This is a genomic window from Burkholderia sp. AU38729 (assembly GCF_020419725.1).
GTDB lineage: Bacteria > Pseudomonadota > Gammaproteobacteria > Burkholderiales > Burkholderiaceae > Burkholderia.
Window position 1 is genome coordinate 383007 of the sequence record NZ_JAIZQO010000006.1, and the last position, 18198, is coordinate 401204.

Below are 18198 nucleotides of genomic sequence, written 5' to 3' on the forward strand. Positions count from 1 at the left end.
GGCATCAACCTTCATGTTCGTGGGTCACGGCGGCGGGCTTCTTGCCGGATGCGCGCCATGCCGAGAGGCGTTCCTGGATGCTCATCACGAACACGTAGAAAACCGGAACGAAGAAAATGGCCAGCACCGTGGCGGTCACCATGCCGCCGAACACGCCGGTGCCGATCGCGTGCTGCGTTTCGGCGCTGGCGCCGGTCGCGATCATCAGCGGGACGACGCCGAGGCCGAACGCGAGCGAGGTCATCAGGATCGGGCGCAGACGCAGCTTGGATGCCTGCACGGCCGACTCGATCAGCCCCATGCCTTCCTCGCGCAACTGCTTCGCGACTTCCACGATCAGGATCGCGTTCTTCGCCGACAGGCCGATCACGGTGATCATCCCGACCTTGAAGAACACGTCGTTCGGCATCCCGCGCAACATCACCGCGGCGAGCGCGCCGATCAGGCCGAGCGGCACCACCAGCATCACCGACAGCGGAATCGCCCAGCTCTCGTAGAGCGCCGCGAGCACCAGGAACACGACGACCATCGACAGCGCCATCAGCATCGGCGCCTGCGAAGCCGACTCACGCTCCTGCAGCGACTGGCCGGTCCACGCGACCGTGAAGCCCGGCGGCAACTGCGCGGCCAGATGCTCCATCTCGGCCATCGCCGCGCCGCTGGAGTAGCCGGGGGCCGAGCCGCCCGAGATCCGTGCGGACGGGTAACCCTGGAAGCGCACCAGTTGCAGCGGGGTTTCCGACCAGACCGGACGCACCACTTCGGACAGCGGCACCATGCCGCCGGTCGCGTTGCGCACGTAGAGCTTCATCACGTTCTCGATCTGCATGCGGGCCGGCGCATCCGCCTGGATGATCACCTGCTGCATGCGGCCCGCGTTCGGGAAGTCGTTCACGTAGGTCGAACCCATCGCGGCCGACAGCGTGTCGCTGATGGTCGTGAACGACACGCCGAGCGCTTCGGCCTTGTCGCGGTCGATGTCCAGCTTCACGCTCGTGCCGGCCGGCAGGCTGTCCGGATAGACGCCGGTCACCACCTTGCTTTGCGCGGCCAGTTCGAGCAGCTTGGCTTCAGCCGCCTTGAGTGCCGCGTAGCCCTGGTTCGCGCGATCCTGCAGGCGCATCGTGAAGCCCGAGCTGGTGCCCAGCCCGTCGATCGCCGGCGGCAACAGGCTCATGACCGTGCCTTCCGTCACGCCGCCCATCGCGGCCTGCGCGCGCATCGCTTCGTCCATCGCGTTTGCCCCGTCGCGCTTGTCCCAGTCCTTGAGCACCGCGTAGTTCAGCGCCGCGTTGGAGCCGAGGCCCGAGAAGCCGTAGCCGATGATGGAGATGCTCGACTCGATGCCCGGACGCGACGCGAGATGCTTCTCGAGGGTCTTGACCACGTCGCCCGTGCGCTCGACGGTCGAATCCGACGGGAGCAGGAAGCCGGTCATGAAGTAGCCCTGGTCTTCCTCGGGCAGGAACGACGACGGCAGCATGCGGAAGCCGAACACCAGCGCGGTGGAGATCGCGACGAACAGCAGCATCACGCGGCCCGTGCGGCCGACCAGCTTGCCGACGCGCGTTTCGTACCAGCTCGTCATGCGGTCGAAGCGGCGGTTGAACCAGCCGAAGAAGCCGCGCTTCTCGTGGTGGCCATGCTCGACCGGCTTGAGCATCGTCGCGCACAGGGCCGGCGTCAGCGTCAGCGCGAGCAGGGCCGAGAACATGATCGACACGGCCATCGACATCGTGAACTGCTGGTAAATCACGCCGACCGAACCGCTCGACATCGCCATCGGCAGGAACACGGCCGTCAGCACCAGCGTGATGCCGATGATCGCGCCGGTGATTTCCTTCATGGCCTTGATCGTCGCGTCCTTCGGCGACAGGCCTTCTTCCACCATCAGGCGTTCGACGTTCTCCACGACGACGATCGCATCGTCGACGATGATGCCGATCGCGAGCACCATGCCGAACATCGTCAGCACGTTGATCGAGAAGCCCGTCATCAGCATGACCGTGAAGGTGCCGAGCATCGCCACCGGCGCGACGATCGCCGGGATCAGCGTGTAGCGCACGTTCTGCAGGAACAGGTACATCACCAGGAACACGAGCACCATCGCTTCGATCAGCGTGTGAATCACCTTCTCGATCGAGATCTTCACGAACGGCGCGGTATCGAACGGGATCGAGTAGGTCATGCCGGACGGCATCGTCTTGGCGATCATGTCCAGTTGCTCGCGCACGGCCTCGGCGGTCTTCACCGCGTTGGCGCCCGGCGCCAGCTGCACGCCGGCGAAGGTCGCGGGTTTGCCGTTCTCGCTGTTGACGAAGGTGAACGACTGCGGGCCGAGCTCGACCCGCGCGACGTCGCCGAGCACGACCTTCGAGCCGTTCGCGTTCGCGCGCAGCACGATCTTCGCGAACTGCTCGGGCGACGTGAGCTGGCCTTGCGCGGTGAGCGGTACCGTGACGCGCTGGCCCGACAGCGCGGGCGCCGCACCGAGGCTGCCCGGGGCGATCTGCACGTTCTGCTGGGCGACGGCCGTCGTCAGGTCGTTCATCGACAGGCCGTAGGTGATCAGCTTCTGCGGATCGACCCAGATGCGCATCGCCTGTTCGGAGCCGAACAGCTGCACCTTGCCGACGCCTTCGACACGGCGCAGGTCCTCGACGACGTTGCGCGCCATGTAGTCGGCCAGCGCGTTTTCGTCATAGCGGCCGCTGTCCGACTTCAGGCCGACGAACAACAGGAAGCCGGTGGAGGCGGACTCGACGATCACGCCGTTTTGCCGCACGACGGGCGGCAGGCGCGGCTCGACCGACTTGAGCTTGTTCTGCACCTCGACCTGCGCCATCGCCGAATCGGTGCCGGGCTTGAAGGTCGCGGTGATCTTCGCCTGGCCGGAGGTATCCGACGCCGATTCGAAGTACAGCAGGTTGCGGACGCCGGACAGCTCGCGCTCGATGAGGCTCAGCACGCTGTCGGTCATCGTCTGCGGTGTGGCGCCCGGGTAGGTGGCGGTAATGGTGACGGTCGGCGGCGCGACCGACGGATAGCGCGCAACCGGCAGTTCGGGGATGGCGATCAGGCCCAGCAGGATGATGAAGAGGGCGATCACCCACGCGAAGACCGGGCGCCGGATGAAGAATTGGGACATGACTGGATGCTCCCCGTGACTCAGTGCGACGAAGCGGTCTTGACCGCTTCAGGCGCCTTCCAGGCGGTCGCCGTCACGGGCGCACCGTCGCTCAGGCGCTCCATGCCTTCGACGACGACCTTCTGGCCCGCCTGCAGACCCGACTTGATCCGATAGCTGCGGTTCGTCAGCTCGCCCACTTCGATGGCCTTCAGGTGTGCCTGGCTCTTTGCGTCGAGCACCCAGACCTGCGGCTTGCCGCCCGCGCGGACGATCGCCTGTTGCGGCACGGTCAGTGCACTCTCGAAGTGCCCACGCGGGATGCGGGCACGCACGTACATGCCCGGCAGCAGCTCGCGCTTCGGGTTGTCGACCAGCACGCGCAGCAGCACGTCGCCGGTGCCCGGGTCGACGTTGACGCCAGAGAACAGCATGCGGCCCTTCACGTCGTAGCGCGAGTCGTCGTCGCGCAGCACGTCGACCGGCAGCCCGTTGCCCGCGGTGTCCGGCTGGGCCGCGAGCGCGCCGCGCAGCGCTTCGAGCGACGCGGCCGGCTGGCGCACGTCCACATAGACCTGGTCGATCTGCTGGATGCGTGCCATCGGCTGGCTGTCGCTGCTCGCGACGAGCGCACCCTCGGTCACGAGGGCCTGGTCGATGCGGCCCGTGATCGGCGCTTCGACGGTCGCGAACTTCAGGTCGAGCTGGCGGCGGGCGAGCGTCGCGCGCGCCTGCGCGACGTCGGCGGCAGCCTGGTCGCGTTGCGACACCGAGTCGTCGTACACCTGACGGCTGATCGCGTCGGCCTCGACCAGCGGCTTGAGACGGGTGGTCTGCACCTTGGCCCGCGCGAGCGCGGCTTCCGCGCGTTGCAGGGCCGCCGCGGCCGTGTCCATGTCGGCCTTGAACGGCGCCGGGTTGATCTGGAACAGCGGCTGGCCCGCACGGACTTCCGTGCCCTGCTCGAACAGCCGCCGCTGCACGATGCCGCTGACCTGCGGCCGGATCTCGGCGATCCGGACGGCCGCGACGCGGCCCGGCAGGTCTTCGGTCAGGTCGAGGGGGGCGCCTGCCAGCGTCATCGCCGCAACCGGGGTGGCCGGCGCGGCGGCCTGCTGTTCGGTGGGCCCGCAGCCCGCCAGCATCGCCGCCACCAGTGCGCACACGGCGCCGTAGCAGGCTCGTTTCTGATTTTTCATGTGGACTCCATGGGACGCAGGCACCCAGTGGCCCGCATTTTCGGATCGAAGTGTGCGTGCGCCCGATGGAGTTTTTTGTGCGGAAAGATGGAGGTTCGATGGAGGGCGTGAAGGATTCGCGGAAGGGCGATTCGCAGGCGGGGCGGGCCGGAAGATGATGGGCGCCGGGGCGGCTTGGCGCTATCCGGATGCGGGGTGGGCGGCGCGCGAGTCCCGGAATGACGCAATCGTCTGATGAAATGCCGGTGGCTGTGTGTGCCATCGGCATGCCCCGGCCGGCGCCCGGGGGGATGCCATTGCGAGGTTCGCGTCGGTGGAGGCGGCGCGGGATGGATCAGGGCCGGCGCGCCTCCCGTTCCGCTGCTGCGGCGGCCGGGGGCGCGAGGCGGCGAGGCGGCGGCCCGGCGCACAAGGCGCGTCGACCGCTCGCCGGGAGGTTTACCGCGGGTCGGTGTCGACGGTGCGCTGCGTGGTGGACGGCAGGTCCTTCCGGCTCGATGCCGCCGCGCGTACCGATGCAGGGCGGTCGGGCCAGCGCAACGCGAACGACGTGCCGCCGCGCGCGGTTGGGCGACACGATGCTTCGCCGTCGTGCGCCTGCGCAATGGCCGCCACCACGGCGAGCCCCAGGCCGCTGCCGCCCTTCTGGTCGGAATGCGTATCGTCCACGCGCCGGAAGGCATCGAAGATCCGGGCTGCGCAATCGGCGGGGATGCCCGGACCTTCGTCTTCGACCACCAGCTGGCACGTACCGTTTTCGACCCGCGTGTGAATGCGGATCGCACCGGGCACCGCGTAGCGCCGTGCATTCTCCAGCAGCGCGAGCAGCGCCTGGCGCATCCGGAACGCGTCGCAGCGCACGGGCCGCGTATCGAGATCGAGCACCATGTATTGACCGGCCGCGGCCAGCGAATCCTCGAGCATCTCGACGACCGCCTTGACGTGCGTCGCCAGGTCGGTCTCCTGGATACTGACGCTCAGATGCCCGCTTTCGGCGAGGCTGATCACGCGCAGATCCTCGATCAGGCGCGTCAATCCTTCCGCCTGGGTCAACAGGCTTCGGAACAGCGCCTCGCCCGGCTGGAAGACGCCTTCGGCCAGCCCCTGCAACCGCCCGCGCAGGACCGTGACCGGCGTCCGCAGTTCGTGCGCGATCGCGGCATTCCAGAATGCCTGCTCGTCCGTCATGCGCTGCAGCTGGGCGGCGAGCGCATTGAAGTCGTCCGCGATCAGCGCGGCTTCGTGAATCGATCGATCGCCGGCGACGGCGCGCGCGGTCAGGTCGCCCCTGGCGACGCGACGAATGCTGTCCGCGACCGAGTTGAGCGGCACCAGGATCCGATGCGCGAGCCGGGCCGACACGACAATGGCGAGTATCAGGCCGATCAGCAGCGTGATACCCAGGCATATCCACTCGGGGTTGGACGGAATCCAGCTTGCCTGGTGGCAAAACTCGCTCCAGTGCCGGAGCATCACGTAGTAAAAAACATAGGTCATCAGCACGACGATCAGCATGATGCCGAGCGCCAGCTCCGCCATCGACACCGCAATCTTGCGGCCCAGCCCACCGAGTTTCATTTCGTGCTCCCAAGCGTGGTGTTGCGTCGATTCACGACGGGACAGTCGTGCGGTTGGATGGCCGTGGCGTCAAGGGAGGGGTGTGATCGAGGCGGGTGAGCGGTATGCCTCGGTGCGTCGAGGTTTCCCGCGGCAGGTGTGTCGGAGGTGCGATGTGGCTCGAGACCGGAAAAGGCCGGGCTTGCATCGACGGGATCGTTCCCGGCCGACAGGGACAGCGGCCGGACAGCGCGATGTGTGCGGGACGGTATGCGTTCTTCAATCATGGTGTCCGCTTGGGATTCTGCTATTCACTTCATCGAATCGCAATATTACCGCACGTAATTGGCCATCGGATGACACGATGATTCGGTGTACGTTGGAACGCGCGCGGCGAGATCGTCGTTTTTCCGCTGCCGTTGGGGGTGGGTAAGTTCGGCTTGAAGTTGCAGCGCCGGTCTATCCGCCCGTAAATGGAGTCGCGGCAGCGTGCACCTTCGCCACCCGGATACACTGACGCCTTCGCCGTATCCGTCGCGGCAGCGTGGGCCGTCGGCTGCGGATTCGTGGAGAGATCACCCATGAGCATCGTCGTTCGTCGAAACCGGATCGCCAGCCGATTAGGCCGGGTGCTCATCTCGGGCGCGTTGATCGCTTCCGTCGTCGGCTGTGCCGCGACGGCGGTCGACGACACGTCCATCGCGCCGGATCTGCATGAAACCGTCGTCAAGCTGCCGGTCGACGAGGGGGCGAGCACGCGGGACATCGTCGCCACCACCTACATGCCGGAGGGCCCCGGACCCTTTCCGCTGATCGTGCTGAGCCACGGCAGCCCGCCCGATCCGCGCGACCGGCCGAAGGTGCGCCGCTATCGCGCATTGCCGCAGATCCGGACGTTCGTGAAGCTCGGCTTCGCGGTCATCGTGCCGATCCGCCGCGGGTACGGGGCGACGGGCGGGGTCGATGAAGAGGATGCCGGTTCGTGCCGGCATCCGGATTACCTTGCTGCGGGGCAGCAGGCCGCGCGCGATGTGCTCGCGGCCGTGCGGTATGCGCAGACGTTGCCGCAGGTGGATCGAAACCGTGTCGTGCTGGTCGGGCAATCGGCGGGTGGTTTTGCTTCGCTGGCGGCGGCGAGCTACGCGCCGCAGGGGGTGGTCGCGGTGGTGAACTTCTCGGGTGGGCGTGGCGGGAACCCGACGACTCATCCCGGCATGCCGTGCGATCCGAAGCAGATGGCCGACACGATCGGGCATTTCGCGAGCACGACACGGGTGCCGGTGCTGTGGCATTACGTGCAGAACGACAAGTATTTCGCGCCTGAAGTCGTGGCGACCTGGTTTGCCGCGTTTCAGGGGGCGGGTGGGCGCGGGCAGATGGTTGTTGAACCGCCGTTTGGCAAGAACGGGCACGGGATGTTTGCGGTCACGGAGGCGATACCCATTTGGTTGCCGCACTTCGAGGCGTTTGTGGGGCCGTTGGTGGTGGTGAAGTAGGGGGATTCGGGTAAGTGGCCGATTTGATTCAAAGGTGACCGAATCGTACTGCAGTGGACCGGCATCACCCAGTTGTGGTCTCGACCGTTGGTCGAACAGAAGACGTCACGTTGGATGTCGGGACCGCTGGGAAACTCGTGCAGCCAAAGTGGGAGGGTTTCCTACGCAAGCCTCGCAATCTGCGTGTCGCTGGACCATATAATGACCTCGCGGCTTCGCAGCTTCTGGGGCTCGACTTTCTGAATTGTCACGGCAATAATGCAAGACGACGAAATTGAAGAAGATGGCTTTCGCCGTGACCGCCCTTAGGGCTTGGGTATGTTGCACGTAAAATGAATTGTCGAAATCGATGATCTACGAAAATCAACGATTTGTTCGCGAATCAGGTTGTTCGGCAGGAGACGCTGGACCGAACTAATGGTTTGATCTCACGCTGTTCCTTAAAAGTAAACGAATTGACAAGAGGAAGTGCATGCAACCACAGTACATTCCAATTGGAGTTCTCTTCGCGCATGGTATTCGCCACACAGTTCCGCTTTTTCAACGTCCTTATGTCTGGGATGAGGAGAACCAGTGGCAACCGCTGTGGGAAGATATTTCTGGATTGCTTGACAGAATCGAGCGCGGAAGCGGCAAATCCGCAATTCCTGGGCACTTTCTCGGCACAGTCGTTCTCGAGCAAACGCCGAATGTGACAGGCAGTCTTCCAAGGCGAGAGGTCATCGATGGACAGCAGAGGCTGACGACACTGCAGATTGTGTTGAAGGCCGCAGAGCATGCCTTCGAAACTATCCTTGCAAGCGTCGAAGACGCATCGAAACGGGCCGTGGAAGCTGCTCATCGGCAAATCTCCGCCCTGACAATCAATCCCGGTTGGGTTGAGGAAGAAGAGCAGTACAAGGTTTGGCCCACCAACGAAGACCGTGCTCCTTTCGTCGCCGTGATGAGTTCGTCCGCGTCAGATGACTACTCTGCTCCCGTAACGCAGATGGCAAGAGCATATGCTTTTTTCAGGCAGACGTTCCAAAGTTATCTCACTGAATCCGAACGCGTTCCGCGCGTGCAACGACTGGCTGCTGCGCTCAAGGATCATCTTCGCCTCATCGTTCTCGATCTTGACAATAGCGACGAGCCCCAAGCGATATTTGAGACGCTGAATGCGCATGGCACGCCGCTTTTGCCCGCTGATCTGATCAAGAACTGGGTACTGTGGGAAGCTAACCGTCAAAATCTGGACGCCTCAGCGCTATATGAGAAACACTGGAGAATATTCGATCGGGACCATGAATATTGGCGCAAGGTAGTTGGTACCGGACACGCTGCGAGACCTCGGGTCGATACTTTCCTGCAGAACTGGTTGACGAAAGAGACGCTGACGCCGATATCGACTAAGCACTTGTACGACAAGTTTCTGCAGTACGTCGATAGTTTGAGGGTGGCTTCGCCAGATCAGAAGGTCGACATTCCAAAGCTTATGTCAGGCATCCACGCGGACGCACTTCGTTATCTGCGCATCTCCGATCCACAAGGAAGCTCGCGTTTCGACGAATTTTTGCGGCGCCTTCATACCCTAGACGTTGTGGTATTCCATCCCCTCCTGCTAGCTCTTCTGGGCAGACCCGGCATTACAGCCTCGAATCTCGACGAAGCTGCAATCGTGCTTGAAAGTTATCTCGTTAGACGCATGATATGTGGATATCAGACGCGAGGTTATGGTGGTCTGGTCACTTCTTTGATGCTATCCCTTCAAGTTGCAAATGATGGAGACGTTGTTACCGTACTGCGTCGCCATCTTGCAGTTGGTGACGGATGGCCCAGCGATTCAGAATTCAGGCGGGAGTGGTTGAACAGAAAGTTCTACGGCATGCTCCGTCGCGATCGCGTTGTTATGATTCTCCGGGCCATTGAGGAAGCGTATCAGCATCGCAATTCCAAGGCTGAGCCGGTCTTGTCCTTCAATTTTGCGAAACTCGAGATTGAGCACGTCATGCCCCAGAACTGGGTGGAACATTGGCCTCTTAAAGCCGGGGAGAGTCTGGATGAACGAGCGCGCGTAATACAAGGAATCGGTAATCTCACCCTCGTAAGTCAGAAACTTAATGGAAGCTTGTCGAATGCACCATGGAATAATTTGCCCGGAAACGATATCAAGACGAAGCGTGAGGCTCTGGAGGAGCACAGCAAGCTGGAGCTGAACCGATTGCTGCTGAAGACATACGTTGACTGGGACGAAAAAGCGATTGCAAAGCGTGCCGAAGTACTGTTCGAAGAAGCGCGCGCTATCTGGCCACTGTAGGATCTTCCTTCTATTCGTTCAGCGATGCCTTCGACGCTTGCGATCGTGATCCGTCGCGGGTCGCCTACGTCGGAGATCGGCTCGACGACGATGTCGAACCGGCGCGGCAGGCATTGTTTCGGTGTTTTTGCGGCGCGGCCCGTGGGCACGGATCCAGTCGCGCTCAGGACGGTCCGTGACCCCGACTCACGTCATAGAGGATCTTTCTTCACTTCGAGGTTTGTTGCGCGGAATTCAAGCGCTCTCCGACCTCCGCGTGATCGTTTCGACATCAGGTACTTCCCGGCGTCGCGCCGGAATCGCCTACCGGTGCGCAGCCCACATCGCGGCTCAAGGTAAACCCGCAGCCCCACAAGCCACCGCACAAATCTGGCCGCCTCGACCGCTCCATCCCGCCAACGCGGCACACCGTTTGCTCGCCAATCCCCAAACCGCCAAACGAGATCCCGCCCAAACCCCCACCCAGCCAGCCTTCCCCCGCCCAACCCCCCAATCCCGTGGCCGATTTTGTCACCACATGGGCCGGATATGACAATGAGAATCGCCTGCCCTAGGATTACGATGCCTCACGTCGTCGCCCGGGCCTGAGCCGTTTTTCCCGCCTCTCGCCCGAGAGCGCCCCTCATAAAACGTCTGATTGGAACATCGACCATGAGCTATCACGCCCCCGTCAAGGACATGCTGTTCGTGCTGAAGGAACTGGCCGGCATCGACGCCGTTGCGCAGTTGCCGGGCTTCGAGGATGCCGGTTACGACACGGCGCAGGCCGTGCTCGACGAGTCCGCGAAGTTCTGCGGCGAGGTACTGGCCCCGCTGAACGTCGAAGGCGACCGCAACCCGAGCAGCTGGAAGGACGGCGTCGTAACTGCAACGCCGGGCTTCGGCGAAGCATTCCGCCAGTTCGTCGAAGGCGGCTGGCAGGGGCTGCAGCACCCGTCCGAATACGACGGCCAGGGGCTGCCGAAGCTGATCGCGACGCCGTGCATCGAGATGCTGAACGCATCGAACCTGTCGTTCGCGCTCTGTCCGCTCCTGACCGACGGCGCGATCGAGGCGCTGCTGACGGCCGGCACCGACGAGCAGAAGCAGCGCTACGTGCCGAAGCTGATCTCCGGCGAATGGACCGGCACGATGAACCTGACCGAGCCGCAAGCCGGCTCCGACCTCGCGCTGGTGCGCTCGCGCGCCGAGCCGCAGGGCGACGGCACGTACAAGGTGTTCGGCACGAAGATCTTCATCACGTGGGGCGAGCACGACATGGCGGACAACATCGTCCACCTGGTGCTGGCGCGCACGCCGAACGCGCCGGAAGGCGTGAAGGGCATCTCGCTGTTCATCGTGCCGAAGTTCCTGGTCAACGACGACGGCTCGCTCGGCGCACGCAACGACGTGCACTGCGTGTCGATCGAGCACAAGCTCGGGATCAAGGCGAGCCCGACGGCGGTGCTGCAGTACGGCGACCACGGCGGCGCGATCGGCTACCTGGTCGGCGAGGAAAACCGCGGCCTCGAATACATGTTCATCATGATGAACGCGGCGCGCTTCGGCGTCGGGATGCAGGGGATCGGCGTGGCCGATCGTGCGTACCAGAAGGCCGCGGAATTCGCGAAGGAACGCGTGCAGAGCCGCCCGGTGGACGGTTCGGCCAAGCAGTCGGTGACGATCATCCATCACCCGGACGTGCGCCGCATGCTCGGCACGATGCGCGCGCTGACCGAAGGCGCACGGGCGCTGGCCTACGTGGCCGCCGCGCACAGCGACATTGCCCACCGCCATTCGGACGAGGCGACGCGGTCGCGTCATCAGGCAATCTACGAGTATCTGGTGCCGGTGGTGAAGGGCTGGAGCACGGAGATGGTGAACGACGTGGCGAGCCTGGGCGTGCAGGTGCACGGCGGGATGGGCTTCATCGAGGAGACGGGTGCAGCGCAGTATTACCGCGATGCCCGTATCCTGGCGATCTACGAAGGCACGACGGCGATCCAGGCGAACGACCTGGTGGGCCGCAAGACGATGCGCGACGGCGGCGCGGTGGCGAAGGCGCTGATCGCGGAGATCGGCGACACGGTGGCGGCGCTGGGCAAGCTGGACGGCGCGGCGGCTGCGTCGGTGAAGGCGCAGCTGGAGAAGGGCGCGAAGGCGCTGTCGTCGGTGGTCGATTACGTGGTGGCGAACGCGAAGCAGGACCCGAACGCGGTGTTCGCGGGCAGCGTGCCGTACCTGAAGCTGGCGGGCGTGGTGCTGTGCGGGTGGCAGATGGGCCGCGCGCTGGTGGCGGCGCACGCGAACCGCGCGAGCGACCCGGCGTTCTTCGATGCGAAGATCGCGATCGCGCAATGCTATGCGGAGCACGTGCTGGTGCAGGCAGGCGCATTCGAGGCGTCGATCGTCGGCACGAAGGGCAACGAGGGCGTGCTCGCGTTGACGGAAGACCAGTTCTGACCGGCTGACGGTCGGGACGCAGGAGGAGACAGGATTTTGACCACACAGGACTTGCTCGCGCAGTACGGCCCGCGCGAATCGATGGAATACGACGTCGTGATCGTCGGCGGCGGCCCCGCCGGGCTGTCGGCGGCGATCCGGCTCAAGCAGCTGGCCGCCGAGAAAGGCACCGAGATCGGCGTGTGCGTGCTCGAGAAGGGTTCCGAGATCGGCGCGCACATCCTGTCGGGCGCGGTGATGGACCCGCGCGCGATCACCGAGCTGTTCCCCGACTGGAAGGAGCGCGGCGCGCCGCTCGACGTCGAGGTGACGGAAGACCGCTTCCTGTTCCTGTCCGAGAAGAGCGCGGTCACGACGCCGAACTGGGCGCTGCCCGCCAACTTCCAGAACCACGGCAACTACGTGATTTCGCTGGGCAACGTCACGCGCTGGCTTGGCGCACAGGCCGAAGCGCTCGGCGTCGAGATCTTCCCCGGCTTTCCGGCCGCGGAGATCCTCTACAACGACGATGGCTCGGTCAAAGGCGTCGCGACCGGCAACATGGGCGTGGGCAAGGACGGCGAGCCGACCGAGAACTTCCAGCTCGGCATGGAGCTGCACGCGAAGTACACGCTGTTCGCCGAAGGCTGCCGTGGCCACCTCGGCCGCCAGCTGATCTCGAAGTTCAAGCTCGACGCGAACGCGGATCCGCAGGCCTACGGGATCGGCATCAAGGAACTGTGGGAGATCGATCCGGCCAAGCACAAGCCGGGCCTCGTGATCCACACGGCCGGCTGGCCGCTGAAGTCGGACACCTATGGCGGCTCGTTCCTGTATCACATGGACAACAACCAGGTCGTGGTCGGCTTCGTGGTCGGCCTCGGCTACACGAACCCGTACCTGTCGCCGTTCGAGGAATTCCAGCGCTACAAGACGCACCCGTCGATCCGTGCGTTCCTGGAAGGCGGCAAGCGCGTGTCGTACGGCGCGCGCGCGATCACGGCCGGCGGACTGCTGTCGCTGCCGAAGACGGTGTTCCCGGGCGGCGCGCTGATCGGCGACGACGCGGGCTTCCTGAACGCATCGCGGATCAAGGGCAGTCACGCGGCGATCAAGACCGGCATGCTGGCCGCCGACGCCGCATTCGACGCGGTGCAGGCCGGCCGCCAGAGCGACGAGCTCAACGCGTACCCGGATGCCTTCAAGCAGTCGTGGCTGTACACGGAGCTGTATCGCGCGCGCAACTTCAAGCAGTGGATGGCCAAGGGGCTGTACCTCGGCACGCTGATGGTCGGGCTCGAGCAGAAGGTGATGGGCGGCAACGTGCCGTGGACGCTGCATCACAAGCATGCGGACCACGAGATGCTGAAGCCGGCGTCGCAATGCACGCCGATCGAGTATCCGAAGCCGGACGGCAAGCTGACGTTCGATCGCCTCTCGTCGGTGTTCATCTCGAACACGAACCACGAGGAGAACCAGCCGGCGCACTTGACGCTGAAGGATGCGAACGTGCCGGTGAACGTGAACCTGCGCACGTACGCGGGGCCGGAGGGGCGCTTCTGCCCGGCGGCCGTGTACGAATTCGTGAAGAACGACGACGGCAGCGATCGCCTGGTGATCAACGCGCAGAACTGCGTGCACTGCAAGACCTGCGACATCAAGGACCCGACGCAGAACATCGTGTGGGTCACGCCGGAAGGCGGTGGCGGGCCGAATTACCCGAACATGTAACGCAACGCATCCCCGCGCCTGCGGGCGCGAACGAACCGGAGTGAGACGATGAGCAATGCAGCGAAAGAAGTCGTGGTGGTGAGCGGTGTCCGTACCGCGATCGGTGATTTCGGCGGCAGCCTGAAGGATTTCTCGCCGACCGACCTCGGTGCGAAGGTGGTCGCCGAAGTGCTGTCGCGTGCGAACGTGCCGGGCGACGCAGTCGGGCATGTCGTGTTCGGCCACGTCGTGAACACCGAGCCGAAGGACATGTATCTCGCGCGTGTCGCGGCGATCAACGGCGGCGTGGCGCAGCATACGCCCGCGCTGACCGTGAACCGCCTGTGCGGGTCGGGCCTGCAGGCGATCGTGTCGGCCGCGCAGACGATCATGCTCGGCGACGCCGACATCGCGATCGGCGGTGGCTCGGAAAGCATGAGCCGCGCCCCGTACACCGTGCCGGCCGCGCGCTTCGGCCAGCGCATGGGCGACGGCAAGCTCGTCGACATGATGCTCGGCGCGCTGCACGACCCGTTCCAGACGATCCACATGGGCGTGACGGCCGAGAACGTCGCGGCGAAGTACGGCATCTCGCGCGACGCGCAGGATGCGCTGGCGCTCGAATCGCATCGTCGCGCGGCGCGCGCGATCGCGGAAGGGCGCTTCAAGGATCAGATCCTGCCGATCTCGATCCGCACGAAGAAGGGCGAGGTTGCGTTCGACACCGACGAGCACGTGCGCCTCGAAGCCAGCGCGGATGATTTCACGAAGCTGAAACCGGTGTTCCAGAAGGAGAACGGCACCGTCACGGCCGGCAACGCGTCGGGCATCAACGATGCGGCCGCGGCCGTGCTGATGATGAGCGCGGACGCCGCGCGCGCGCAAGGCGTGAAGCCGCTCGCCCGCCTCGTCGCGTATGCGCACGCGGGTGTCGATCCGGCATACATGGGCATCGGCCCGGTGCCGGCCACGCAGAAGGCGCTCGAACGCGCGGGCCTGAAGATCGGCGATCTCGACGTGATCGAGGCGAACGAGGCATTCGCGGCCCAGGCCTGCGCGGTCACGCAGGAGCTCGGCCTCGATCCGGCGAAGGTCAACCCGAACGGCTCGGGCATCTCGCTCGGCCACCCGATCGGTGCGACCGGCGCGCTGATCACGGTCAAGGCGCTGTACGAACTGAAGCGCATCGGCGGGCGTTACGCGCTCGTGACGATGTGTATCGGCGGCGGCCAGGGGATTGCTGCGATCTTCGAGAACATCTGATAATCGAACGCTCAGCACCCGAACACACAGGAAATTTCATGGCCATCGAAATCGTCGGCGTCGTGGGCGCCGGAACCATGGGCAACGGCATTGCGCAGACCGCCGCCGTTGCGGGTCTCAACGTCGTGATGATCGACGTCAGCGACGCGGCGCTCGAGAAGGGCATCGCGACGCTGAAGGGCAGCCTCGAGCGGCTCGTGTCGAAGGACAAGCTCGACGCCGCCACGCGCGACGCGGCACTGGCGCGCATCACGACGTCGACCGACTACGCGAAGCTCGCAGCGGCCGATATCGTGATCGAAGCCGCGACCGAGAACGTCGAGCTGAAGGGCCGCATCCTGAAGCAGATCGAGTCCGTCGCGCGGCCGGAAGCGATCATCGCGACCAACACGTCGTCGATCTCGATCACCGCGCTCGCGGCGCCGCTCGCCGATCCGGCGCGCTTCGTCGGCATGCACTTCTTCAACCCGGTGCCGCTGATGCCGCTCGTCGAGATCATCCGCGGGCTGCAGACGAGCGACGCGACCGCGTCGGCGGTGCGCGAGCTGACCGAGCGTTTCGACAAGTCGCCGATCGGCGTGCGCAATTCGCCGGGCTTCGTCGTGAACCGGATCCTCGTGCCGATGATCAACGAGGCGTTCTTCGTGCTGGCGGAAGGCATCGCGTCGGCCGAGGAAATCGACGCGGGGATGAAGCTCGGCGCGAACCACCCGATCGGGCCGCTCGCGCTGGCCGACCTCGTCGGCCTCGACGTGTGCCTCGCGGTGATGGACGTGTTCGTGAAGGACTTCGGCGATCCGAAGTATCGTGCATGCCCGCTGCTGCGCGAGATGGTGACGGCCGGCAGGCTCGGGCGGAAGACGGGGCGTGGGGTGTACGACTACAGCAAGTAAGCAGAGGGCTGGAAAGACCTCAACGCGGGTGGCGAGTCGTGCCGGATGGTGTCGTTTATCCGGTGCGGTTCGCCATCCGCGTTTTTCATTGATGGAAGTGGCTCACCGAATCCTGTCCGCCGGTTGAATCATTTCGAAAATCGATTTTAATCGTTAAATAGTTAAACCAATTAACGTTGATATCTTTCATATCGATTAAATTGACGTTTCAATGTGTAATGTTATATCTTGGTTGCCCAAAAGCAACCGAGAGAAAATAAAGTGGCAATAAACGAGGGGTTTCAAAAAAAATGCCGCTGGTCGGCCATCGTCGCATGGTCGGTATTCGCCGGACTGGCCGGCACCGCATCGGCCAATACCGAGCCGGCGCAGCAGACGCAACCCAGGCAGGCGCGCATGCCTCGCGTGCCGCAGAATCTGCCGGTGTCGCCCGAGCAGGCGCAGTACAACCTGCCGCTCAGCGAACAGGATCGCGCGGCGCTGACCCGGCCCTCGCCGCTCAAGCAACCGGCCACGCGCAGCAAGCGGAGCACGTCGGGCGCCGATTGCCGCGACATGTCGGCGATGACCCAGTATCGCGGCGCGGCACTCGCCGATTACATCGCGAATCTTCCCGATTACGAATGCCATTACGGCCTGTTCTCGGTCGATAAAGCGCAGGCCACGCAGATATTCAATGCCGAGAACGTGCACGCTGTCGCGGGTCGTTTCGTGCAGGAAATCTATCAATACGACGCGAGCAATTTGATCCTGGTCAATTTGCTGATTTATCTGCGTGCCGCTTATTACCAATATGATGTATCGGGCATCGCGAACCCGATTCCGAATCTCGCGGTGTCGCTGCGCCCGTATATCAAGCAAGGCCTGGAGGGCGATGCGCTCTATCGCGACAATTCGCGTGCGCCGAGCACCGCGAACGAGCTGATGAAGCTCATCACGAACATGCGGGACGAAGCGTACTACCTGCCGACGCTGAAGAACCGCATCGCGTCCTACACCGTGAGCGCGGCGAATCCGCAGGCGGCGGCGCCGCTGCTGCAGCGCAGTGCGGCGGGCGGCTTCACCGGCTTGCTCACGGTGTTCTTCTACGCGCACCAGCGCAGCGGCGCGCAACCGATGCTCGACAGAGATGCGACGTTCCCGGAGACGCTCAACCGCTTCGTCACCGCGAACCGCGCGAGCCTGTCGAACACGAGCGCCGCCTATCAGCTGGCCGACGCGGCGCGCGAAACGTTTCGCTTCCTCCGTTATCCGGCGCAGAAGCCGCGCGTGAAGAAAATGATCCAGGACCTGCTGGCGTCGACGAGCATGACGGGCGCGGACAGCGACCTCTGGCTCGCGGCGGCGGAAGCGGTCGACTACGGCGATCCGGGCAACTGCGCGGACTACGGCACCTGCGACTACAAGAAGCGGCTGACCGACGCGGTGCTCTCGCATCGCTACGCATGCAATGCGGGCGTGCGCATTCTCGCGCAGGACATGACGATGCCGCAGCTGCAGTCGGTCTGCACGGCAGTCGCGCGGCAGGACGACTACTTCCACCGGATGATGAAGACCGGGCGCAAGCCGGTCGCGGGCGATCGCAACGACACGATCGAACTCGTCATTTTCGATGACTACGCGAACTATCGAAAATACGCGTCGGTGATCTACGGCATTAGCACCGACAACGGCGGCATGTATCTCGAGGGCGATCCGGCCGCGCCGGGCAATCAGGCGCGCTTCATCGCGCACGAGGCATCGTGGCTGCGGCCGGAGTTCAAGGTGTGGAATCTCGAGCACGAGTTCACGCACTATCTCGACGGCCGCTACGACATGGCGGGCGACTTCTCGGTGAGCACCGCGAAGCCGACCGTGTGGTGGATCGAAGGTGTCGCCGAGTATCTGTCGAGAAAGAACGACAACCCGGAGTCGATCGACGCGGTGCGCACGGGCGCGTACCGGTTCTCGGACGTGCTCGGCACGCGTTACACGTCGAGCGACTACGTCACGCGCGCGTACCGGTGGGGCTACATGGCGACGCGCTTCATGTTCGAGCGCCATCGCGCGGACGTCGACACGATCGTGTCCCGCTTCCGGGTGGGCGATTACGACGGCTACGCAAACCATGTCGCTTACATCGGCAATCGCTACGACACCGAGTTCGCCGACTGGGCGCGCAGCGCGACGACGGCGGGCGAGCCGCCGGTGCCGGCGAAGCGCTGACCGGCATGGGCCGGCGCCGCGTGATCGGACG

10 protein-coding genes are annotated in these 18198 nt (G+C 64.3%); 7 read left to right on the forward strand and 3 right to left on the reverse strand.

Annotated elements, in window-relative coordinates; all coding sequences use genetic code 11:
- Positions 1 to 4: 4 nt before the first annotated feature.
- From LGM56_RS18565 to LGM56_RS18575, 3 genes are all read right to left on the reverse strand, one after another.
- Positions 5 to 3148: a multidrug efflux RND transporter permease subunit gene (locus LGM56_RS18565; protein ID WP_226206263.1), complete on the reverse strand. Its 3144-nt coding sequence runs from the start codon at positions 3146 to 3148 to the stop codon at positions 5 to 7.
- A 20-nt stretch (positions 3149 to 3168) separates the two neighbouring features.
- Complete coding sequence (locus LGM56_RS18570; protein WP_226206266.1) at positions 3169 to 4326, reverse strand: efflux RND transporter periplasmic adaptor subunit; 1158 nt, start codon at positions 4324 to 4326, stop codon at positions 3169 to 3171.
- Between the two features lie 438 nt (positions 4327 to 4764).
- Positions 4765 to 5904, reverse strand: a complete 1140-nt coding sequence (locus LGM56_RS18575) for an ATP-binding protein (RefSeq protein ID WP_226206268.1) — start codon at positions 5902 to 5904, stop codon at positions 4765 to 4767.
- Positions 5905 to 6464: 560 nt separating this feature from the next.
- Here LGM56_RS18575 and LGM56_RS18580 point away from each other — a divergent pair.
- From LGM56_RS18580 to LGM56_RS18610, 7 genes are all read left to right on the forward strand, one after another.
- Positions 6465 to 7379, forward strand: a complete 915-nt coding sequence (locus tag LGM56_RS18580; protein WP_226206270.1) for an alpha/beta hydrolase family protein — start codon at positions 6465 to 6467, stop codon at positions 7377 to 7379.
- 472 nt (positions 7380 to 7851) lie between these two features.
- Positions 7852 to 9675 (forward strand): DUF262 domain-containing protein, encoded by a 1824-nt coding sequence (locus LGM56_RS18585; RefSeq protein WP_226206272.1) that lies wholly within the window; start codon positions 7852 to 7854, stop codon positions 9673 to 9675.
- Positions 9676 to 10326: 651 nt separating this feature from the next.
- The gene (locus LGM56_RS18590; RefSeq protein WP_226206275.1) at positions 10327 to 12117 is read left to right on the forward strand and encodes an acyl-CoA dehydrogenase; all 1791 of its coding nucleotides are present in this window, start codon (positions 10327 to 10329) and stop codon (positions 12115 to 12117) included.
- 81 nt (positions 12118 to 12198) lie between these two features.
- On the forward strand, positions 12199 to 13827 hold the full coding sequence (locus LGM56_RS18595; protein ID WP_413226787.1) for an electron transfer flavoprotein-ubiquinone oxidoreductase: 1629 nt from the start codon (positions 12199 to 12201) through the stop codon (positions 13825 to 13827).
- Positions 13828 to 13875: 48 nt separating this feature from the next.
- Positions 13876 to 15069: a beta-ketothiolase BktB gene (gene bktB / locus LGM56_RS18600; RefSeq protein WP_046546666.1), complete on the forward strand. Its 1194-nt coding sequence runs from the start codon at positions 13876 to 13878 to the stop codon at positions 15067 to 15069.
- Positions 15070 to 15107: 38 nt separating this feature from the next.
- Positions 15108 to 15962: a 3-hydroxybutyryl-CoA dehydrogenase gene (locus LGM56_RS18605; protein WP_175842525.1), complete on the forward strand. Its 855-nt coding sequence runs from the start codon at positions 15108 to 15110 to the stop codon at positions 15960 to 15962.
- A 267-nt stretch (positions 15963 to 16229) separates the two neighbouring features.
- Positions 16230 to 18167, forward strand: coding sequence for a collagenase (locus LGM56_RS18610; protein WP_413226788.1), 1938 nt, complete (start codon positions 16230 to 16232; stop codon positions 18165 to 18167).
- The last annotated feature ends 31 nt before the right edge of the window (positions 18168 to 18198 follow it).